Raw genomic sequence first — 21,732 nt, 5'->3', positions numbered from 1 at the left:
GTGGCTCCTCAGGGATAGACAAAGGTGGCGAAACGCACTGCACTGCCCGAGCCGACCCGGGCCTTGCCGACGATCGAGCCGACGCTGTCGTTGCGCAAGCTCAGGTAGAGCCGCGCAATACCGTCGGCGTCAGTCTTCAGGTGCAGCAGCAAGGCCCGCCCCTGACTGACCGAGGCCATGGGCTGTGGCTGCATCGATTCCACCGTCAGGTCACGGAACATCGGGCCGTCGAGCAGCAACTTGACCTGGGCGTCCGGTGCGCCCTTGACGCGGATGTCGACGTGCTCAGCCGCGCCATTGCGACTGAAGCGCGCGTACTCGACCTCCACACGGCCATCGGTACTGGTAACCGTGCGGTGGCTGGCCGGACCATTGCCGAACACCCCGGCCAAGGCGGCGATGACCACCGCCACCAAGACGTACCAGCCGATTCGCTCGAACCGCCACACCCGCCGCTGCATGCGGACGTCCTCCCGGATCGGGAATTCCCTGGACACCTCGTCCTGCTCCATTGCCATGACGCTCTACTCCGGCGCGGCCCTCAGGCCCGTTCGCCCTGCAACCAACGTTGATGAAAGTGAATCAATTGAACCAGCCCATGCACGGCCGCCTGGTGCAGCACCGCCTGGCGCTCACCGAAGAACCGTTCGGTGCGGCTGAAGAGAGCCGGTGCGCCTTGATCGGCGAACCCCCAGGCAAAGCACACCGTACCCGGTGCGATATCACCCTGCGGGTCCGGGCCCGCGACGCCGGTGGTGGCAATCGCCACGCTGGCCGGGCTGTCGCGCAAGGCACCGGCCACCATTTCCCGGGCGACCTCTTCGCTGGTCAGACCACAGCGCTCGATCGTTCGTGCCCGCACGCCCAGCAAACGCTGCTTGGCCTCGGGGGAATACACCACGTATCCGCTTTCCAGCACGCATCCAGTGCCGGCTTTCTCGGACAACAAGGCCACGATGCGCCCGGCCGTGCATGATTCGGCCGTGGTCAGCGTCAGTTCGTGATCTTTCAGATAGTTGAGCACCTGCTCGATGGGGTCGACGCCCATGACCTGTCCCTCGCGCTGTCTGTCTGGCGATAGACGTCGGGGGTCGGACAATGGTTCAGGCCAGGGCTGTCGGTGCCTTGCTTCAAAACGCCACGGGGCCTTTGGGTTCGTGGAGGGGGCAGCCACTGTGCTGGCGGCGAAAGTCAGCCGAGTGCTCATAGGCAGCCTTGCGCACCCGCATCACCCCTCCGATGGGCCGGTGTGCAGCCAAACCTTGCCAGGGGCTGAAGGCCATGTCCTGATCGACCTTGCGCACGCCCTCCTCGGTATAACCAGGCTGCGCCGGGATCTGGATTCGCGCCACGGCCACGTAAGGGCTGACGTCCTCCGGCCAGACCACCGACGCGTCTTCCACCGGCATCTGCGCCAGGTCGGTGGCCAACTGGATGCGTACCTCCCATTCGCCACCCTGTTGGCTGAGTACCTCATCGATCACCCGGCGCAATCCGTTTTCGTCACCGTTCAGCTCGATCTTCTGATCGGTCAGGGCCGTCAGACCGGGCGACACGGGTGCCACGCTCAGCTTGGCGTAATAGCGCCCGTACAGCAGCGGCACCGAGGTGTAGAACGTCTCGCCCAGCGGGTGGGTCAGCGGGTGCCCGCCCAGGCTCTTGAGGGTTCCGCTTTCCCCGCCGACCGCCTCGACCACCGCCTCGGCGCCACGCAAGCCCGCAGACAGCACCCGCTTGGTCAACGGCATGCGATCGGTGGTCTTGGCCAACAGCTTGAGCGTCTTGAGAAACGCCTTGGGGTCGGCGGCCGTGAAGGCAGGCGCGTTCTGCATGACGAAATCCTGGGTGACCTCGCCTTCGCTACCGGGCAAGCGCTCGCCGGGCACGCCGATCACCTTCAGCGCCAGGCCACGTGGCGTGGAGACCCGGTCATCCAGCAGATCACCCGGGTTGGTCGACAGGCGCATCACGACCGGGTAGCTGCCGGGCTGACTGAACAATCCTTGGGCCAGCGGCTCGGGCAGCCCGTCGAACACCTGCAGCTGGCCGTGCAGGAAGGCATGGGCCTTGGCATGCACGCTGCGCACGGGGTGCCCATAGTGCGCGTTGGTGGTTTCGAGGATCGAATGCAAGGCTTCGATCAGCCCTTGGGTGGTCTCCTGCTCGTCTTCAGCGACCTGCTCGAACTCAGGGCGAAAGGGCAGCGGCTTGGGGGTCACGGTCATCATGGTCAGTCCTGCGTCGGCCAGGCGTCGAAGGGCGCCTTCGGGCTTCTCAGATGACATTTGGCCATCAGGGAGTGTTCCTCCTGGCCCCCTGTACTTCGTCGGCTGCCCGCCATGCGCTGCCAGCGACACGGACGGCTTATCGCCTGCCGCTTGCAGCCTGCCGCCCGCCCCTTACAATCACCGTGATATCACGCACCCCTGCAGGCCTGCCGTCCATGGCGCTCGACCCCATCACCATGCTCACCCTGACCATCGCCCTGGCGGCCGCCGCGGCCCTGTACTTGGCCATCGAGTGGGGCAGCGTGCGCGAGCAGTCCTTGCTGTACTGGAGTGCCGGGTTCGCCACCATCAGCGTGGGCTGCACCCTGTCGTTGCTGCGCAGCCAGGGCCTGCTGGTGGTCGGCATCTGGTTCGCCAATGGCTTACTGATCACCGCGCACTGGTTGTTCCTGCTGGGGGTGGCGCGTTTTACCGAAGGGCGCTTGTCACGGGCCTGGTACCTGATCTTCGTCTGCTGGCTGGCCATGCTCGCCCTGCCGCCGGAGCCGTACTGGTCCAAGGTCATGACGATGGTCAACGCCTCCCTGGTAGCGCTGCTGTCTTTGCGCGCCAGTTTTCTGCTGCGCCCGCATGGCCGCTCCCTGAGTGTGGGGGCCGTGCAGCTACGCTACGTACTGTTCTTCCATGGCGCCTTCTACGTGGCCAAGGCAGTCATCGCGGTCATGCCCGGCACCCTGCTCGACCTGGCGGCACTGCGCGGCGAGATCATCCAGGTGTCCCTGGTCGAAGGGGCCATGGCGATCATGCTGATCGCCCTGTCGATGACCGGCACCGAGCGCCATCGTCGGGAAAAACGCATCGCCCGCCTGGCCGCCCGCGACCCATTGACCGCCCTCTACAACCGGCGCGCACTGGAAGTCCGCGCGCCTCGGCTACTCGATGAGGTGTCGCCCTCGTGCCCCGGTGGATTGCTGCTGATCGACATCGACCACTTCAAGCAGGTCAACGATCTGCACGGTCACGCTGCCGGCGATCAGTTGCTGGTGATGTTGAGCGAGCTGATGCGCTCAGTGCCGCCCTATGGTGCCCTGCCCGCGCGCCTGGGCGGTGACGAGTTCGTGATCCTGCTGGCCGACACCTCGGCCGAGCAGTTGCGCCATGTCGGCGAGACGTTGCGCGCACGTTTCCACGCCGCCGCAGCCTTGGCCTTCGAGACACCAGACGCGGTGACCCTGAGCATCGGCGCCAGCCTGTTCGACACGCCGGGCGCCAGCCTCACGGACGTGATCGAGCGCGTCGACAGGGCGCTGTACGCCGCCAAGCGGGCAGGCCGTGACAGCGTACGGCTGATCGACCAAACGGCCGCCATGGGAGTGCTGCTTCAGATCGACTGATACGCAGGGCCGCGCACCGCTCGACAGGCTGGCAGAACCTTTCTTCGTACGGCTCACTCGTACGCTTTAGGCACACGACACGTCAGTCTTTGAAGGGAGCACCCTCGTATGCGGCTCATCCACCCCGCTGCCCGTTATCGTCCGTACACCTCTGCATCCGGCGGCTGGGGCTCGGCCCATTCGGTGATGAACATCCTCTGGCGCGAGCAGGCCCTGCGCAAGGGCCCGCTGGCCCTGCTCAAGCAGAACAAGCCCAAAGGCTTTGCCTGCGTCAGCTGCGCCTGGGCCAAGCCGGGCGATCCGCACGCGCTGGAGTTCTGCGAGAACGGTGCCAAGGCCACGGCCTGGGAGCTGACCGCCCTGCGCACCGAGCCCTCCTTCTTCGAGCGCCATACCCTGACCGAGCTGCGCGGCTGGACCGACTATGCGCTCGAGCAGCACGGACGCCTGACCCACCCGATGCACTACGATGCGGCCAGCGACCGCTACCTGCCCACGTCCTGGGAGGAGGCTTACGCGCGCATCGGCGCCACGCTGAAGACGCTGCACCCCGACGAGACCGTGTTCTACGCCTCGGGGCGTGCATCGCTGGAAACTTCCTTCATGTACCAGTTGCTGGCACGGGCCTATGGCACCAACAACCTGCCGGACAGCTCGAACATGTGCCACGAAAGCACCTCGGTCGGGCTGCAGGAAAGCATCGGCGTGCCTGTGGGGACGGTGACGCTGGAGGACTTCGAGCACACCGACTGCCTGTTCTTCTTCGGCCAGAACGTGGGCAGCAACAGCCCCCGCATGCTTCATCCGCTGCAGGAAGCCCGCAAGCGCCACGTCCCGATCATCACCTTCAATCCGCTGCGCGAGCGGGGATTGGAGCGTTTCGTCAACCCGCAATCCCCGAGCGAGATGCTCGGCCCTCAGTCCACCGTGATCAGCACCCAGTACCACCAGGTAGCAGTCGGCGGTGACACGGCGGCCGTGATGGGCATCGCCAAGGCACTGCTGGAGATGGACCGTCAGGCCACGGCCCAAGGGCAGGCACCCGTGATCGACCGGGCCTTCATCGAGACCCATACCGAAGGGTTCGACGACTTCCTGGCGAGCATCGATCGCCACAGCTGGGAAGCGCTCGAGCAGCGCAGCGGCCTGAGCCGGGGCGCGCTGGAAGCCGCCGCCACGGTCTACGCCCGCAGCGAGCGGGTGATGATCGTCTACGGCATGGGCATGACCCAGCACCGTCATGGCGTGGAAAACGTGCAGATGCTGGTGAACCTGCTGTTGCTGCGCGGCAACATCGGCAAGCGCGGTGCCGGCATCTGCCCGGTGCGTGGGCACTCCAACGTGCAGGGCCAGCGCACCGTCGGCATCACTGAAGACCCGGCCAAGGTGCCGGTGGAGAAGATCGAGTCGCTGTTCGGGTTCAAGGTGCCCGAGCACAAGGGCATGGCGACCGTGGACGCTTGCGAAGGCATCGTCGCCGGCCAGGTCAAGGCGTTCATCGGCCTGGGTGGCAACTTCCTGCGCGCCATCCCCGACACCGACCGCATGGAGCCGGCCTGGGCCGGTTTGAAGCTGAACGTGCAGGTGGCGACCAAGCTCAACCGTACGCACCTGGTGCCGGGCGCCGACGCTTGGCTGCTGCCCTGCCTAGGTCGCATCGAGATCGATCGTCAGGATGGTCTTGAACAGGCCTACAGCACCGAGGACAGCACCGGCTGCATCCGCGGCTGGCGGGGCACGGCCGAGCCGGCCAGCGAGCACCTGCGCTCGGAAGTGGCCATCGTCGCCGGCCTGGCCCAGGTCATGCTGGAGGGGCGCACGCAGATCCCGTGGGAGGCCTGGCGCCAGAACTACGCACTGATCCGGCAGGCCATCGGCCAGGTCTACCCCGAGATCTTCCATGACATGGAAGCCCGGATGTGGGAACGCGGCGGCTTCCATCGACCGCTCCCGGCCACCCGCCGGGAATGGGCCACGCCTTCGGGCAAGGCGCAGTTCAAGGTACCGAACGGGCTGGACGAAAACCCCGACATGCCGCTCGATGACAGCCGCCGTGACGTGATCCAGCTGATGACGCTGCGCAGCAACGACCAGTTCAACACCACCGTCTACGGCTACGAGGACCGCTTCCGTGGCGTCAGCGGTACCCGCAGCGTGATCTTCCTCAACCGCAACGACATCGTGCGCCTGGGCTTCGCTGCCGGGGACTGGGTGCGCGTGCGCACGGCCGTCGATGTCCAGGTGCGCCGTGAAGTCGGGCCCTTGCAGATCATCGCCTACGACATTCCCGAAGGCTGCGCCGGCGCCTACTACCCGGAAGCCAACCCGCTGATTCCGCTGTGGCACTACGCCGAGCGTAGCAAGGTGCCGGCCGCCAAATCCGTGCCGATCACCTTGCACCCTGCGCAGCCGCAGCGAAGCGACCTGGACCATGCGGTCCCGGAGAAGGACCAGGTGGTCTAGGGTCGCCTGTTGCTTCCCAGGCCCTCAGGGTCTGGGAAGCGGTCAGCGGCGTTTGAGCATCATCAGGGTCAGCAGGATGGCCAGCAGCGCGATCCCCGTGGCGATCACCCCCAGCTGGTCCAGGCCGAAAGCCGTGATGCCCGCGCCTCCCAGAATCGCACCCAGGCCGATGCCGGCATTGGCTGCCGAGATGTTCAAGGTCGCGGCCAATGCCTGGGCCTTGCCCCCGGCCTGCATGACGCGCACCTGACAGATCGGGAACAGCGCCGTGTAGGCCACGCCCCAGGCGATCAGCGCGACGACCACCCACAGCCCATGACGGGCGGCGGGCACGGCCCCCAGCATGCCGATGGCCAGTATCACCAGGAACAGCAGCATCGCCCCCAGAGGGCTGCGATCGACCAGATGGCCCCCCAGCTGGTTGCCGACCATGCCGACCGCACCGAAGCCCATCAGCCACCAGCCCACCTGCCCTGCCGGCACCCCGGCCAGCTGCTCGAGGGTGTCGGCCAGGTAGGTGTAGGCCGTGAACATGGCGGTGAAGGTGAGCACCGACAGCAGCACGTGGGCGAGGAAACGCGGCTCGCGCAGGATGGCGGTCTGCCGTTCACCTTCGGCAGCGGGCGGGGCACCGGGTAGCGACGGCATGACCCGGTGCATCAGCAAGGCGATGGCCAGGCAGACACCGGCCAGCAGCCAGAAGCTGCCGCGCCAGCCCAGGGTGTCGGCCGCCACGGTGCCCAGCGGCACGCCGAACACCAAGGCAGCCGAGATGCCCAGGTACACCCGTGAAACGGCCTTGCCTGCGTTGCCGGGGCCGGCCAGTTGACTGGCCGTTTCGCTGGCCGTACCCCAGAACACCGGCAGGCCGAGCGCCGGGATGAAGCGGGCCAGGGCCAGGACCCAGAGGTTCGGGGCCACCGCAGCCAGGGCATTGGCAGCGGCGAACACCAGCAGGATGCAGGTGAACAGCCGCTTGCGCTCGACCCGCGCCAGGCGCGCCGTCAGCCAGGGCCCGCACAGCATGACGGTGAAGGCGAACAAGGTGACGGTCTGGCCAGCCAGGGCCACTGAGATGCCCAGGTCACGGGCCAAGGCCGGCAGCAGGCCAAGGATCAGGAATTCGGTGGTGACGATGATGAAGGCAGCGACGGCCATGATCAGGATCGGCAAGCCCGAACGGGTAGACGCCGAGGCGAACGACGGCGCCTCGAGGGTAGAGGTGGACGACATGACACTTGACTCCAAACGATTTGCCGTCAGGCTATTAGAGAATCTACGGATGATCTCGGGTAAAAAATCCTGATTGTTCGGATTTTTTGTCCTGAATGGAGAGTGAGCGATGCAGGGTTCCGAACGGCTCAAGGGCCTGGATGTGTTCGTCGCCGTGGCGGACCTGGGTGGCTTCACCGCGGCGTCCGAGCGCCTGAACCTGACCAGCTCGGCCGTGGGCAAGAGCATCGCGCGGCTCGAGGAACGCCTGGGCGCGCGTCTGTTTCAGCGCACCACGCGGCGGCTGACACTGACCGAGGCGGGCACGGCGTTCTACCGGACCTGCGTGTCGGTGCTAGCCGAATTGGAAGAGGCCGAAATGGCCCTGGTTACCCATGACCACGAACCGCAAGGGCGGGTGCGGATCGACTTGCCCGCGTCCTATGGACGCCTGCATGTGTTGCCGCTGATTCTGGACTTCGTGCGTCAGCACCCTCGCCTGCAACCGCACGTGTCGTTTTCCGACCGTTTCGTCGACCCGGCCCACGAAGGCATCGACATCGTCGTACGCATCGGCGGCTCGGATGCCTGGCCTGCCGCGCTGGGGCACCGCTACTTCGGTGCGCAACGCCTGGTGTTCTGCGCCTCGCCTGCCTACCTGGCCGCGCATGGCGTACCGCAGTCGGCCGCCGACCTGGACCATCACCATTGCGTGGGCTACGCCCATGGCGACGGCCAGGTCAGCCCGTGGTTCTTCAAGGGCCGCCAGGCAGGCGATCAGGAACGTCGGGTGGTACAGACACGCATCGCGGTCGGCGATGGCGAGGGCGAAGTCGCCGCCGTGCTCGCCGGCCATGGCGTGGGGCAACTGCCCACCTGGCTGGTGCAGCGGCATCTGGACACCGGGGCGTTGGTCGAAGTCCTGCCGGCCCTGGCCACCGATGGCCTGCCGATGAACCTGGTCTGGCTCAAGAGCCGAGAGGGCCTGCCCAAGGTGCGGGCCCTGCTGGATCACCTGGCCGAGCGGCTGGCCCCGTTCGGCAGCCTCGAGCCGGACAGCGGGCCGGCCGTTCAGGCATCACGTCTGCCGTAATTGCCGAGGTCTGGGTGGGAGCTGGCTTGCCAGCGATAGCGTCCTGTCCGGCGCCGCTTGCATCGCGGGCAAGCCCGCTCCCACAGGTCCGTGGTCGCCTGTACCCCCGCGGGATAGGTTGCCCAGATCTGGTAAGAGCTGGCTCGCCAGCGATAGCGTCCAGTCAGGCGCCGTCTGCATCGCGGGCAAGCCCGCTCCCACAGGTCCGTGGTCGCCTGTACCCCCACGGGATAGGTTGCCGAGATCTGGTGGGAGCTGGCTTGCCAGCGATAGCGTCCTGTCAGGCGCCGCCTGCATCGCGGGCAAGCCCGCTCCCACAGGCCCGTGGTCGCCTGTACCTCCACGGGATAGGTTGCCGGGGTCTGGGTGGGAGCTGGCTTGCCAGCGATAGCGTCCAGTCAGGCGCCGTCTGCATCGCGGGCAAGCCCCACAGATCCGTGGTCGTCTGTACCCCCACGGGATAGGTTGCCGAGATCTGGGTAGGAGCTGGCTTGCCAGCGATAGCGCCCAGTCAGACGCCGTCTGCATCGCGGGCAAGCCCGCTCCCACAGGTCCGTGGTCGCCTGTCCCCCCCCGCGGTGCAGCTACGGGTGTAGGAGCGGCCCCTGTGCCGCGATGCAGGCGCTGATGGATCGGCAGGCAGGCCGGTGTTAATGCGCCACCCCAGCACTCTGCCGAGGCACGCCCTGCGCCTCCACTGTCACCGGCATCTCCGGCAACCGGTTGTTCATCACGCGCACGTTGCGCACCGGATGGGCGAAGCGGACCTCCAGGTCGCGCAGCCCTTCGAGCAGTTGCAGGTTGATCTCCTGCTGCAGGTCCATGTAGCGGTTGTAGTCCGGGCTCTGGACGATGTACACGACCTCGAACAGCAGACGGCTCTCGTCGAACGACAGGAAGTGCGCCCGATCGAAACGCGTGTCCGGCTGACGTTCGATGATCCCGCGCAGCATGGGTGAGACCGCGCGTACCTTGTCGGACGGCGTGTCGTAGCTGATGCCGAAGGTGAAGACGATACGGCGGGTGTCCATGCGCTTGTAGTTGTGCAGGGTCTGCTTGAGCAGGTCGGCGTTGGAGCACACCACCTGCTCGCCACTGAGGCTGCGGATGCGGGTGGTCTTCAGGCCGATGTGCTCGATGGTCCCGGCCACATCGCCGAAGACCACGAAGTCGCCGATCTCGAACGGCTTGTCGAAGCCGATCGACAGGGACGCGAAAATGTCGCTGAGCACGGTCTGCACCGCCAGGGCCACGGCGATACCGCCGACGCCAAGGCTGGCCACCAGCGCGGTGATGTCCACCCCCAGGTTGGCCAGGATCGACAGCAGCATGATCGCCCAGACCACGATCAGCCCCAGGACCGAGACGATGGTGGTCATGACCGGGTTGAAATGGCCTTTCTCCTTGTGGAAGAGCAGCCCACGGCCCCACAGCCGCACGCAGGCGTCAAGCCACAGGGCCACCTGCAGCGCGAGCACCACGAACCAACCATGGGACAGCCCGGCCTGCCAATTGCTGGGCAGGTCGATCAGTTTCAGGGCCAACAACAGGGAAAAGGCGAACAGCAGAACGCCACTGGTCCGGGTAACGATGGCCTTCGCCCAGATACGGCCCTTGTGACCTGCGGCCGTGTCTTCGTCACGGGTCAGGCGTCTGCGCAGCAACGACACCAGGCTGCGCAGCACCAAGTGGATGATCACGGTCGCCGTGGCGACGATTCCGATGTTCAGCCAGACCGTCGTGTCCAGCCATGTCTGCCACTGCATCGTGCCTCCTCGAAAAATTCACCGGTAAACAGTTCTTTTTTCGGAAGGCTCAGGCCTCAGAAGTTCCCGTCGATGTGACCGCGGCCGGCTCGCCGGGTCATGGCGACCGGCCAGCTGGCAGGCTCAGCGGTAGCGTTCGAGCCAGTGTGCATAGGGGGCTGGCAGCGTCCACGACGCCTTGTCGACGCCCAGCTCCTTGGCGGCGAAATAGGTCCAGTGCGGATCGGCCAGGTGCGCGCGACCGACCGAGACCAGGTCCAGCTGACCCGCTTCGACGGCTTGATGAGCCAGTTGCGGCGTACCGAAGCCCCAGGCCGAGGTCACCGGCAGGTCCGCCTCGCGACGTACACGCTCGGCGATCGGCCCCATGAAGGCCGGACCCCACGGAATGTTGGTGTCGGGGATGGTGAAGCCTACGCTGACGCTCAGCAGGTCCAGGCCACCGGCCTTGAAGCGGCGCGCCAGCTCGATGGACTCGGTCAGGGTCTGCTCGTCGCGACCGTCATACTCGATCACGCCAAAGCGAGCGGTCAGGGGCAGGTGCTCTGGCCAGACCTCGCGTACGGCCGCCAGGGTCTCGAGCAGGAAGCGGCTGCGGTTGTCGAAGCTGCCGCCGTAGGCGTCGGTACGCTGGTTGGAGTGTTCGGAGAAGAAGCTCTGGCCCAGGTAGCCATGGGCGAAGTGCAGCTCGATCCACTCGAAACCGGCGTCACGGGCGCGGCGGGCGGCATCGACGAAGTTCTGCTGGACGCGGGCGATGTCCTCCAGGGTCATGGCGCGCGGCACCTTCGGCAGGTGCTCGCCGAAGGCGATGGCCGAGGGGGCGATGGTCTGCCAGCCCCGTGGATCGTCCTCGGCGATGTGGTCATCGCCTTCCCAGGGACGGTTGGCGCTGGCCTTGCGGCCGGCGTGGGCGATCTGGATGCCGGGCACGCAGCCAGCGGCCTTGATGGCCTTGACCACGGGAACGAACGCATCGGCCTGTTCGTCGGTCCAGATGCCTGCGCAACCGGGGGTGATGCGACCTTCCGGCGCCACGGCCGTGGCTTCGACCACCAGCAGCCCAGCGCCGCCGCGGGCCAGCCCGGCCAGGTGCACGTGGTGCCAATCGTTGATCAGGCCGTCATCGGCCGAGTACTGACACATCGGCGGGATGGCGATGCGGTTGCGCAGCGTGACGTCCTTGAGGGTATAGGGTTGAAACAATGCAGACATGGACAAGCTCCTTGGGAGGCTCATGTGTTTTCGATAGTTCGATCATAATCGAACTATGGCATTTGATGAAACCCCCGTTATCATGTGCGGCATGCGATCCTACAAACACCCCCACCCTGACGACTTCGTGCTCGAGCGTGTTCTCTACGCCCTGAGCGATCCCGTTCGCCTGGACATCGTGCGCTGCCTGGCCCAAGTGGACGAAGCCAGCTGCGGCGAGCTGGACGGCGGTCGTCCGAAGTCGAGCATGTCCCACCATTTCCGGGTGCTGCGCGACGCCGGGCTGGTGCAGACCCGCAACGTGGGGACCACCCATATGAACTCGCTGCGGGCCGAGGCCATGCAGGCGCGGTTTCCGGGGTTGCTGGCGTCGGTGCTGGCGCAGCAGTGAGGTAGATGGCTTGGCTGCAGGGGTGCGGTGAGGGGATGCTGTTACAGGGCTGTTTTATGGGCCTTTCAGGCCCAATCGCGGCCGGTCCGGCGCCCCGGCAGGGGCCGCTCCCACAGGGGACCGCGATAGCCTGCAACCCCGCGGTGGGGCTACGGGTGTAGGAGCGGCCCCCGTGCCGCGATTGGGCCCGCAGGGCCCACAAAACCCGCCCCACCTCTATGACCGCCAAACACGGCTGTCTCAGCCATGCCCCATGCGCCTCTACCTGAATGGCGCCCTCTGATACCCGCATGTCGCAATCAGACAACGCCCTGTCTCTGGCAATCGATCGCCCCTCCCACCTCCCCCTCATACTCCCGCCCTAGAGCCGCCCTGCGCCATGGGCCGTTCTGCGCGACACCGCGAGTCGGCAGCCTCGCTTCACAATTCCAACGCTGCGGCGCCCCTGTGCATCGGTCCTTGCGTCCGCATGCCTTTCCACCCTCGTTCGAACAACCTCGCGCCACGCGGCCAGCAAGAGCCCGCGCGCGCCTTCGTGAAGATTTGACTGCCCATGCTCGCTACCTCCCTCCCCGGCGCCCGCGTCTCGACCGGTCCGCGCACCGCATTGCTCGTGGCGCACCTTGCCGCCGTGCTGTTCGGCCTCACCGGCATCCTCGGCGCTCTGATCCAGGCCGACGCCAGTGTCATCACCTTTGGCCGCGCCGCCGTCGCGTTCATCGCCCTGGGTTTCGTGGCCGGTCTCAAGGGCACGCGCCTGCTGGATGCGCTGACCTGGCGCAACCTGCCGGTGATTCTCCTGACCGGCGCCCTGCTCGCCGCGCACTGGGTCACCTTCTTCGTCGCCGTCAAGGTGGGCGGGGTGGCCATGGCGACCTTGGGGTTCGCAGCCTTTCCGGCGTTCATCGCGCTCATCGACGTGCTGGTCTTTCGCGATCGGCTTGGCCCCCTCGATGCCTTGCTGCTGATGCTGGTCTCGACCGGGCTGGTCCTGGTGGTGCCATCGCTCGACCTGTTCGATCAGGGGACGTTGGGCCTGGTCTGGGGACTGGCCTCCGGGTTGGCCTTCGCCGTGCTGACCGTGGTCAACCGACGCCGCGGCGCCAGCATGAACGCCCTGCAGGTCGCCTTTTGGCAGAACGTGGTGGTGGCCGCGCTGGTCGGCCCGCTGGCGCTCGGCACTTCAGGTACCCTCGCGCTGCAGGCCGATGACTGGACGCACCTGATCCTGCTCGGCGTGTTCTGCACGGGCCTGGCGCAGTTTCTGTTCGTCAAGAGTCTGGAGGGTCTTCAGGCGCGCACGGCGGGCATGATCATCGCGCTGGAACCGGTGTACGCGATCGCGGGCGCCTGGTGGCTGTTCAGCGAACAGCCTTCGCTGCGGATGCTGTGTGGCGCGTCGGTGATCGTGCTCGCCACGCTCATGAGCGCGACACGCCAGGCACCGGCTCACTGAAATCACGGACTGCCCTCGCATGCGACGGCAGCCCTTGCCTTACTGCAACCAGGGCGGCGGTGGCGGCTCCTGCTCCCGGGTCGGGCCTTGCTCCGCTTCCGCCCGACCTGCGCGGCGGCGGGCATCCTCGAAGCGGGCCGCCTCGATTTCCCGCAGCACGCCCCCGACATCCGCCTCGTGGGTGTCGTCTTCGTACAGCCCCGTCAAGGGTGACTCCGGGGTGAGCTGGCCGGCCTGGTACAACGACCAGATCTCGCGCGCGTAGCGCGTCTGCTTGATCGACGGGTCGAAGCGGCCGAAATAACCGCTCATGTTCTCGACATCACGCTCCAGCATGCTGAAGGCATGGTTGTTGCCCGCCGCATCCACGGCCTGCGGCAGGTCGATGATCACCGGCCCGTCGGGGCCGAGCAGCACGTTGAATTCGGACAGGTCGCCATGCACCAGGCCCGCGCACAGCATCAGCACCACCTGGCGGATGACGAACTGGTGGTACTCGCGGGCCTGCTCCGGCTCCAGCACCACATCGTTGAGCCGTGGCGCCGCATCGCCGTCGGCGTCGGTAACCAGCTCCATGAGCAGCACACCGTCCAGGAAGTCGTAGGGCTTGGGCACGCGTACACCGGCGCTGGCCAGGCGGAACAGCGCGGCCACTTCGGCGTTCTGCCAGGCGTCTTCGGCCTCCTTGCGCCCATACTTGGACCCTTTCGCCATGGCCCGGGCCTGGCGACTGTTGCGGACCTTGCGCCCTTCCTGGTACTCGGCCGCCTGGCGGAAACTCCGCTTGTTGGCTTCCTTGTAGACCTTGGCGCAGCGCAGGGCCTGACCACAGCGGACGACGTAGACCGCTGCTTCCTTGCCACTCATCAAAGGCCGGACGACTTCGTCGACCAGACCATCTTCGATCAGCGGCTCAATCCGTTTTGGTGTCTTCATCGGGTGTTTTCTGGTGACTGCATGGCCGAACACCGGGCCATGGTCTCACAGGTGACGGCAATACGCTTGCCTGTCGAGAAACCCAAGGCCCGGACCTGCAAGGCTGCCCCGCCTGAGCCGGGCAGCCTTTGCCGTCATGGCGTACGCGTCACCCGCCAGACCGTGTTGGCCAGGTCGTCGGCGATGATCAGCGCGCCTTTCGGGTCCACCGTCACGCCCACCGGACGGCCACGGGTCTTGCCGTCGTCGTCACGGAAGCCCGTGGCGAAGTCGACCGGTTCACCGGCTGGCTTGCCATCGCGGAACGGCACGAAGATGACCTTGTAGCCCACCGGATCGGAGCGGTTCCAGCTGCCATGCTCGCCGACGAACACGCCATCGGCGAAGCGCTCACCCATGGCCGGCAGCGAGAAGTCCACGCCCAGCGCGGCCACGTGCGAACCCAGGCTGTAGTCCGGCTTGATGGCGGCGGCGACCTTGGCCGGATCCTGCGGCTGGGCGCGCGGGTCGACGTTCTGGCCCCAGTAGCTGTAGGGCCAGCCATAGAAGGCGCCTTCCTTCAGCGAGCTGAGGTAGTCCGGCACCAGGTCCGGCCCCAGTTCGTCACGCTCGTTGACCACCGCCCACACTTGCCCGGTACCAGGCTGGATGGTCAGGGCCGTGGGGTTGCGGATGCCGGTCACGTAGGGTTTGTGCGCACCGGTCTGGGCATCGATCTGCCAGACCACGGCGCGGTCCACCTCGGCCTCCATGCCACGCTCGGTGATGTTGCTGTTCGAGCCGATGCCCACGTAGAGGAAGCGGCCGTCGTCGCTGACCGCCAGGGACTTGGTCCAGTGGTGGTTGATCTGCGACGGCAGCTCGGTGAGCGTGACCGGGGCACCACTGGCCTGGGTCTGCCCCTCGGTGTAGTCGAAGGTCACCAGGGCGTCCTGGTTGGCGACGTACAGCTTGCCGTTGGCCAGGGCCAGGCCATACGGCGCATTGAGGTTCTCGGCGAACACCGTCTGCACCTCGTAGCGCCCGTCGCCATCGGCGTCACGCAGCAAGGTCAGGCGGTTGCCGCCCTTGACCTGGGTATTGCCCTTGGCCTTGATGTAACCGGCGATCACGTCCTTGGGCTTGAGCTTGGCGGCATTGCCACCGCGGCCTTCGGCGACCAGGATGTCGCCATTGGGCAGCACCAGGGTCTGGCGCGGAATCTTCAGGTCCTTGGCGATCGCCGTGATCGCGTAGCCCTCCGGCACCGTGGGGGTACGGTCGCCCCAGGCGCTCGGCTCGGCGATCTTCATGCTCGGCAGCAGGCCGCGCTGTTGCTCGGGCAGCTTCGGGTCCGGCCCGCGGGCCTGGGTCGCGTCAGGGTTGGTGTCGCCACAGCCGCTCAGCAGCAGGGCCATGCTCAGGGCCGTCAATGCATAGGTCGGTTTCATGCCACATCCTCCGAGCGCAGACCGGTCAGACCGATCCAGGCAGTGATCAGCGACAGCACGGTGACGATGGCGGAGAGCACGAGGCCCGACGGCATCATCGCCCAGGCATCCTTGGCGTGTTCGAAGGCACCGACCAGACCCAGCACCCAGGTCACCAGCAGCAGCACGAAGTACAGCGCCGGGCGACCGCCCTTGCGCTCGGCACGCACCAGGTTGACCAGCGCGAACAGCAAGGCCAGCCCGGCGAACAGCAGCCCGCCTGCGATCAGCCACGAGGCGAAGTTGCTCCACTGGATCTGGTAGGTCTTGGCATAGGCGATGTCGCTGAGCAGCGCGCCCAGAAACAGCGGTACGGCGCCGGCGAGCAGGATCGCATGCAGCGGCCCGGGCCGGCAGCGATGAAGGGGGTAGGCAGTTGCGGTCACGGCGGTCTCCTCAGGGTTCAGCGACCTGGATCACGGCTTGACGTGGATACGCTGGGCCATCAGGGTCGCGCGGACGTTGCAGAGAAAGTGATTGCACCTTGACAGCTTTAGTTCACCGTCTGCCCTTGCCCAGCCTCGTCGGGCCCGTTGCGCGGGGGAAAATTTTGTTAACACATTGTGAGAACAATATAAAAGAATTGATATTATCTGCGTCGAATTCTCATTTGCGAAATTGCTTCATTCGCGTCCTTTCGCTCGACTCAGGAACAGGCTCCCTTGAACCCTCGTTTTTCTGCCCTCGTACTGCTTGCCGGTGTCTGTAGCCACCCCCAGTCCCTCATGGCCGCCACCGAAGTGGTCCTGCCCAACATTCAGGTCGAAAGCAACAGTGAAGCCGACGGCGGCTTGAGCGAGGGCTATCAGGGCCGGACCGCCAGCAGCACCACGCGCCTGGGGCTGTCCAAGCAGGAAACGCCGCAGGCGGTGACCACCGTAACGCGTGAGCAGATCGATGACTTTCGCATCAACGACGTCAGGCAGGCCCTGCGTGCCGCGCCATCGGTCACGGTCGAGCAGATCGAGACCGATCGCACGATCTTCACCTCGCGCGGCTTCACCATCGACACGTTCGAGTACGACGGCATGGGCATGCCGTTCGCAGCGACGACCCTGATCGGCGCGCAGGACCTGGCCGAATACGAGCAGATCGACGTGCTGCACGGCGCCAATGGCTTGATGAGCGGCACGGGCAATCCGTCGGCCACGGTCAACTTCGTGCGCAAGCGCCCTACCCTCACGCCCCAGGCCTCGATCGGCGTCAGCGCCGGTGCCTGGGACAACCGGCGCATCGCCGCCGACGTGTCCGGCCCGCTCACCGACAGCGGGAACGTGCGTGGGCGCTTCATTTATGCCCATGACAAAGGCAATTCCTACCTGGATCGCTATGGCCACGAGCTGAACGTGGCCGCCGGGCTGCTGGCGTTCGACCTTTCCGACGCCGATACCCTGACCGTGGGTTTCTCCCAGCACAACAGCGATGCCAATGGCAGCAGTTGGGGCAACCTGCCCCTGGTCGATGCCAGCGGCCGGGCCCTTCACTACAGCAGCCGCAGCACCAGCGTGGGCCAGCCCTGGACCTACTGGAACCTACACACGCAACGGGCGTTCGCCGAGCTGACCCACGCGTTCGGCAACGGCTGGAACGGCAAACTGACGGTGACCGGTGTCTCGCAGAAGCAGGACACCAACATGTTCTACCTGTACAACGTGGTCGGCGACGCCGCGACCTCGTACGCCAGCGACACCACCAGCGACGAGCATCAGCTGATCGGCGAAGCGCAGCTCTCCGGGCCGTTCACGCTGCTGGGCCGGGATCACGAGCTGACCCTGGGGGCCAATTACGGGCGTACGCACCACACGGAACGCGGCTACAACGTCAGTGAGGACGGCTATTTCGACTCGTCCTTCTCCGAAGCGCTGGCCGGCCGCATCCTTCGACCCTCCTTGGCCTATACCAGCGAAGCCAATACCCAGAACTTCACCGACCGCCAGAAGAGCCTGTACGCCGGGGCCCGCTTCAGCGTGATCGACGACCTGCATTGGATCCTCGGCGCACGGATGCTCAGCGCCGACGGCGAAGGCGACAGCTACGGCAGCTCGCACTACACCCGCGAGCACGGCAAGGTCACCCCGTACACCGGCCTGGTGTATGACCTGACCCCGCAATGGGCGGTGTATGGCAGCTGGACGCAGATCTTCAGCCCGCAATACGACGCAGCCCTGGACGGTGGGTTGCTCGACCCGCTGGAAGGCACCAGTGCCGAGGTGGGGATCAAGGGTAGCCTCATGGACCAGCGCCTGGACCTGTCCGCCGCGCTGTTCAAGACCCGCCAGGAGAACGTGGCCGCCAACCCGGTGTACGAGGGCAACCGCTACCTGTACGAAGGGGTGGACTACAAGAGCCACGGCATCGAGCTGGAGGCGTCGGGCGAGCTGCTGCCTGGTCTGAACGTGCTGGCCGGCTACACCTACGTACGGATCGAAGACCCTGAGGGCGACAAGGCGCGTCAGTTCGTCCCCAGCCATAGCGTGCGCAGCCTGCTCACCTACCGCCTGCCGACCCTGCCGCAGGTCAAGGTCGGTGGCCGTTTGAGCTGGCAGAGCGCGGTGCGCAGCGACACGTACCATGAAGCGCGCCAGGAGGCCTATGCCTTGCTGGACCTGATGACCACCTACGACATCGACGCGCACTGGAGCACGTCGCTGAACCTCAACAACGTGACCGACCGCAAGTACCTGCAATCGCTGCAGACCGGTAGCAGCTCGAACTACGGGGCGCCGCGCAATCTGACGGCATCGGTGACCTGGACCTACTGAAGGTGCCAGACCTGGGGGCGCCGACGCTGTCGACGGCGTTGGCTTTTATGGAGCATGCCCGCGATGAAGGCGGCGGCGACGGGACGGACGCTATCGCGGGCAAGCCCGCTCCCACAGAACATAAAATATCTTTTCGATTTTAAGAGGAATAAGTTCAGGATTTTGTGGGCCCTGCGGGCCCAATCGCGGCACTGGGGCCGCTTGTATGGTAGGACTTGAAGGGAGGAGGAGGGACTAGATCCGCTTCTGACTGTTCGCGCAGTACAGACCGTGGGAGATTTCGCCCCTCCTCCCTTCACCCAAGCGCCGATAAGGAATGCTTCCGGTTTTGACCGACGAAAGTACAAGCCTGCGCCTCTGGGTGGCCCTTCAAGCCCTTAGACCTTACCTGCGGAGACGCGCTCATGGCAATGCCATCATCCGAACACAGCACGATCATAGGCGTCGACGTTGCTAAGGCTGAACTCGTCATTTACGAAGACAGCTCCGGACAGTTGAGCACTATTGCCAACAACAAGACGGCCATCAAGCAATGGATCAAGGCATTACACGGAAAGGTCTCGATTGCAATCGAAGCCACCAATGTCTATCACCTGCTGTTTACCGATATGGTCCATGAAGCAGGACATACCCTTTACTTGATGGATGGTTATGCCCTGAGTCACTACCGAAAAGGTATTGGTTCACGCGCCAAGACCGACCCGATCGATGCAAGGGTACTGGCCCGGTACCTCAAGAACGAAGGCGTCAACCTTAGCCCCTGGATCCCACCTTCGACGCTCTATCGCGACCTTGTCAGCCTGTTTCGCAGGCGCGCGATGCTCGTCCAGACGCGTACAGCGCTGAGACTGAGCTGGGAGGGTGAGCCGCTGCTCAAGAGCCTTTTGAAGTCCCAGCTCACCTCGATGAAGCGCCTTGAAGACCTCATTGAAAACATGATCAAGAAGCTGCTCGACCAGGCAGGACTGATGCCGTTAGTAAAGCAGTGTATGAAAGTTGAAGGTATTGGTTTTCTTACCGCTGCGCGTTTGGTCGCCACCTACCAGCGAGGCGAGTTCAAGAGTGCCGATGCCTTTATCGCCTTTCTAGGAATGGACCTGCGAGTGGCTCAGTCGGGCAAGAAAAAAGAACGCTCGACGTTGACCAAACGAGGCGATCCAGAGGTCCGTCGTTTGCTGCACAACGCGGCGATGTCAGCAGGCAGGACAGCTGCTTGGAAAACGTTTTACGAAGACAAGCAGAGCCGCGGTTTTAAAAAGACTCAAGTCCTGGTCATGCTGGCCCGCAAGCTGGCTCGAGTGGTCTTTGCCCTGATCAGAAGCGGAGAGGAATATCGTCCCAAAACCGCTTAAGCGCTTGGCAATTACCATAGAATCTCCCACAGGTGACCGCGATAGCCTGCAACCCCGCGGTGGGGCTACGGGTGTAGGAGCGGCCCCTGTGCCGCGATGGGCCGCAAAGCGGCCCTAAAATCAGTTAGCAATGAAGCTTCGGATCTTGCCAACTATCGCCATGTTCTCTGCGCGACAGCGCGGCGCCAAGGCGGACTCCCACAGGTCCATGGTGGCCGGCCTTACCGCGGCGTGGTCATGAGGGTCTAGACTGCATCGAAGCTCTGTTCAAAGCACTCCCCTGTGGGAGCGGGCTTGCCCGCGATGACGGCAGCGCAGGCGCCCTCGCCAGCCAGGCGGGTCACTTCTTTTTCTTCAACGCCTTCAAGCGGGCCTTGGCCTGCCTGACCACCTCGGCGCGCTCGCCTTTCTTCAGGCGTTTCCATTCACGGATCTCGTCCTTCAACCGCCCGCACCCGGTGCACACGCCGTCGCGGATCTTGCAGTTCGAGGTGCAGGGGTTCTCGCTGTCTTTGCCCAACTCATCGTCTCCCACAGGTGGCGAGCATGCCTGTCCATTGGACACGATCGCCCAGGCAACGACTCAACCGCGCCAGTCAGGCCGTCAGAAGAAACTGCGCTGGGCCTTGAGCATGACCATGCTGTCGCACTGGGCATTGATGCCCGAATACACGTCGCAGCCACTGCCGCTCAGGTCCGACCCGCTGTAGATCAGGTCCAGGTCCATGCCCAGCCAAGGCCGAGACAGCTTCACCGACCAGTCGCTGAACGCGTTGACCTCACCGCCACCGCCGATGGTGAAAGGCGTGCCCAGACGATGATGGGCGACCTTGAACGTCACACCAATGTCGAGCAACGGCACCTGCCCCAGGTCGGCATACAGCGTGCCGGTGCGGTTGTCCGGATTGTCGTTGAGCGCACCCCCCAGGCGACTGCCCAGCATCGTCAGCCCGCCGTACACGGCATGGCTGTCGCCCCCGGAGATTTCGGGATAGCTGTAATGGATCATGCCCACTTCATATCCCAGGCTGGTGTCGAAGCGGTGGCGATAGCCCAGGTAGCTGTCCAGCTGCAAGGTGGAGGTCGGTGCGATGCCCATGCTCGGGGCGAACTGGCCGAAATACAGCCCACTGGGGTGGGTAAAATCCAGGCCACCGTGGAACGAGCTGACCGCACTCGGGGCGATCAGCCCTTGGGCCATGCTGCGTGAGGGGGTCGTACCGAGCTTGAAGTCGAAATCGCCCAACTGCCGCTGGATCTGCTGGGCCCAGGCACCTGGGCTGACGAAGACCAAGGCCGCCACCAGCAGAAGAGGCCTGGTCATGCCGGTCTCCTGAAAAGTCTGTGCTAGAGGGGAAGGAGGATACCTGCGTCGGCCATCGGCAGATGACCGTTCGTCGATGTCTCACGTCGCAGCGGCAACGTTTCCTGCATCGACAAGAAGGTCGTCCACTTGCCAGGCGCACGTCCTGGCGAGCGAACGACCTCTCGAGAGGCCCCTCTTGCGAGGGGCCCTCGGCCCATCAGTCGAGCAGGTCGGCAGGCACCTGACCGCCGTTTTCCGACAGTTTTTTCAGGACAGCCTTGTGCAGCCACACATTCATGGCCGCCGAGTCGTCGGTCGAACCGGTGTAGTTCAGTTCCTTGGCCAGCTCTTTGCGGTTGGTCAGGCTGCTGTCGATGTTCAGCAGCTTGAGCAGGTCGACGATCGAGGTTTTCCAGTTCAGTTTCTCGCTGTGCTGCGCTGCCAGGTCGTCGAGCTTGGCCGCGACGTCTACCTGCGACAGCGAAGCCGGTGCGGGCGTCGAGGTCGAGGCGGTCGCACCTGGTGTGGTCGAGGCCGAGGCGTCAGACGAAGCGGCACCGCCACTGGAGGTGGGAGCATCGTTGCCGGAGACGGTGCCCTGATCATGTTTGCGCAGGCCCAGTTTTTCGAGGATCGTGCCGAAGAGACTCATGTCGATTTCCTTTCTCTAGATTGAATGACGCAAGCAA

19 protein-coding genes are annotated in these 21,732 nt (G+C 65.1%); 7 read left to right on the top strand and 12 right to left on the bottom strand.

Translation table 11 applies throughout. The features are described from left to right. Positions 1-8: 8 nt before the first annotated feature. The 3 genes from APT63_05760 to APT63_05750 all read right to left on the bottom strand — a co-directional run bounded on the left by APT63_05760 (position 9) and on the right by APT63_05750 (position 2,225). Positions 9-512 carry a hypothetical protein gene (locus APT63_05760; GenBank protein AMA45176.1) on the bottom strand — a complete coding sequence of 168 codons (504 nt, stop codon included), beginning with the start codon at positions 510-512 and terminating at the stop codon, positions 9-11. Between the two features lie 29 nt (positions 513-541). After that, positions 542-1,048 carry a damage-inducible protein CinA gene (locus APT63_05755; GenBank protein ID AMA45175.1) on the bottom strand — a complete coding sequence of 169 codons (507 nt, stop codon included), beginning with the start codon at positions 1,046-1,048 and terminating at the stop codon, positions 542-544. An 82-nt stretch (positions 1,049-1,130) separates the two neighbouring features. Beyond that, positions 1,131-2,225 carry a catalase gene (locus tag APT63_05750; protein ID AMA47796.1) on the bottom strand — a complete coding sequence of 365 codons (1,095 nt, stop codon included), beginning with the start codon at positions 2,223-2,225 and terminating at the stop codon, positions 1,131-1,133. 218 nt (positions 2,226-2,443) lie between these two features. Between APT63_05750 and APT63_05745 the strand changes: the two genes are divergently transcribed. Then, complete coding sequence (locus APT63_05745; GenBank protein AMA45174.1) at positions 2,444-3,622, top strand: diguanylate cyclase; 1,179 nt, start codon at positions 2,444-2,446, stop codon at positions 3,620-3,622. Positions 3,623-3,730: 108 nt separating this feature from the next. Then, positions 3,731-6,085: a formate dehydrogenase gene (locus APT63_05740; protein ID AMA45173.1), complete on the top strand. Its 2,355-nt coding sequence runs from the start codon at positions 3,731-3,733 to the stop codon at positions 6,083-6,085. 42 nt (positions 6,086-6,127) lie between these two features. Here APT63_05740 and APT63_05735 read toward each other — a convergent pair whose 3' ends face one another. Next, on the bottom strand, positions 6,128-7,318 hold the full coding sequence (locus APT63_05735) for an MFS transporter (protein AMA45172.1): 1,191 nt from the start codon (positions 7,316-7,318) through the stop codon (positions 6,128-6,130). 109 nt (positions 7,319-7,427) lie between these two features. Between APT63_05735 and APT63_05730 the strand changes: the two genes are divergently transcribed. After that, on the top strand, positions 7,428-8,390 hold the full coding sequence (locus APT63_05730) for a LysR family transcriptional regulator (GenBank protein AMA45171.1): 963 nt from the start codon (positions 7,428-7,430) through the stop codon (positions 8,388-8,390). A 650-nt stretch (positions 8,391-9,040) separates the two neighbouring features. Here the strand turns inward: APT63_05730 and APT63_05725 are convergent. Both APT63_05725 and APT63_05720 read right to left on the bottom strand, forming a co-directional pair. Further along, a complete protein-coding gene (locus tag APT63_05725; GenBank protein AMA45170.1) occupies positions 9,041-10,156 on the bottom strand; it encodes a mechanosensitive ion channel protein MscS in 1,116 nt (371 codons plus the stop codon). A gap of 123 nt (positions 10,157-10,279) precedes the next feature. Further along, positions 10,280-11,371 carry an NADH:flavin oxidoreductase gene (locus APT63_05720; GenBank protein AMA45169.1) on the bottom strand — a complete coding sequence of 364 codons (1,092 nt, stop codon included), beginning with the start codon at positions 11,369-11,371 and terminating at the stop codon, positions 10,280-10,282. A gap of 91 nt (positions 11,372-11,462) precedes the next feature. On the opposite strand from APT63_05720, the gene APT63_05715 reads away from it, so the two are divergent. Both APT63_05715 and APT63_05710 read left to right on the top strand, forming a co-directional pair. Continuing rightward, positions 11,463-11,762, top strand: a complete 300-nt coding sequence (locus APT63_05715) for an ArsR family transcriptional regulator (protein ID AMA47795.1) — start codon at positions 11,463-11,465, stop codon at positions 11,760-11,762. Positions 11,763-12,315: 553 nt separating this feature from the next. Beyond that, positions 12,316-13,218 (top strand): hypothetical protein, encoded by a 903-nt coding sequence (locus APT63_05710; protein AMA45168.1) that lies wholly within the window; start codon positions 12,316-12,318, stop codon positions 13,216-13,218. A gap of 39 nt (positions 13,219-13,257) precedes the next feature. Here the strand turns inward: APT63_05710 and APT63_05705 are convergent, their stop codons facing one another. From APT63_05705 to APT63_05695, 3 genes are all read right to left on the bottom strand, one after another. Then, complete coding sequence (locus APT63_05705) at positions 13,258-14,154, bottom strand: kinase (GenBank protein AMA45167.1); 897 nt, start codon at positions 14,152-14,154, stop codon at positions 13,258-13,260. A gap of 134 nt (positions 14,155-14,288) precedes the next feature. Continuing rightward, positions 14,289-15,584, bottom strand: a complete 1,296-nt coding sequence (locus tag APT63_05700) for a sorbosone dehydrogenase (GenBank protein ID AMA45166.1) — start codon at positions 15,582-15,584, stop codon at positions 14,289-14,291. Continuing rightward, entirely contained in the window at positions 15,581-16,009 is a 429-nt protein-coding gene (locus APT63_05695; protein ID AMA45165.1) for a hypothetical protein, read from the bottom strand. The genes APT63_05700 and APT63_05695 overlap by 4 nt, the downstream gene beginning before the upstream one ends. A gap of 303 nt (positions 16,010-16,312) precedes the next feature. Here APT63_05695 and APT63_05690 point away from each other — a divergent pair, with 303 nt between their 5' ends. Beyond that, complete coding sequence (locus APT63_05690; protein ID AMA47794.1) at positions 16,313-18,385, top strand: TonB-dependent receptor; 2,073 nt, start codon at positions 16,313-16,315, stop codon at positions 18,383-18,385. 404 nt (positions 18,386-18,789) lie between these two features. After that, complete coding sequence (locus APT63_05685) at positions 18,790-19,737, top strand: transposase (protein AMA45164.1); 948 nt, start codon at positions 18,790-18,792, stop codon at positions 19,735-19,737. A 340-nt stretch (positions 19,738-20,077) separates the two neighbouring features. Here APT63_05685 and APT63_05680 read toward each other — a convergent pair whose 3' ends face one another. From APT63_05680 to APT63_05670, 3 genes are all read right to left on the bottom strand, one after another. Next, positions 20,078-20,257, bottom strand: a complete 180-nt coding sequence (locus APT63_05680) for a Fe-S oxidoreductase (protein AMA45163.1) — start codon at positions 20,255-20,257, stop codon at positions 20,078-20,080. A gap of 84 nt (positions 20,258-20,341) precedes the next feature. Then, entirely contained in the window at positions 20,342-21,061 is a 720-nt protein-coding gene (locus tag APT63_05675; GenBank protein ID AMA45162.1) for a hypothetical protein, read from the bottom strand. A 199-nt stretch (positions 21,062-21,260) separates the two neighbouring features. Further along, positions 21,261-21,695 carry an oxidoreductase gene (locus APT63_05670; GenBank protein ID AMA45161.1) on the bottom strand — a complete coding sequence of 145 codons (435 nt, stop codon included), beginning with the start codon at positions 21,693-21,695 and terminating at the stop codon, positions 21,261-21,263. Between the last annotated feature and the right edge of the window lie 37 nt (positions 21,696-21,732).

The organism is Pseudomonas monteilii, assembly GCA_001534745.1.
GTDB lineage: Bacteria > Pseudomonadota > Gammaproteobacteria > Pseudomonadales > Pseudomonadaceae > Aquipseudomonas > Aquipseudomonas alabamensis.
The sequence above is the reverse complement of the archived record's forward strand: the minus strand, read 5'-3'. Positions and strand labels throughout refer to the sequence as shown.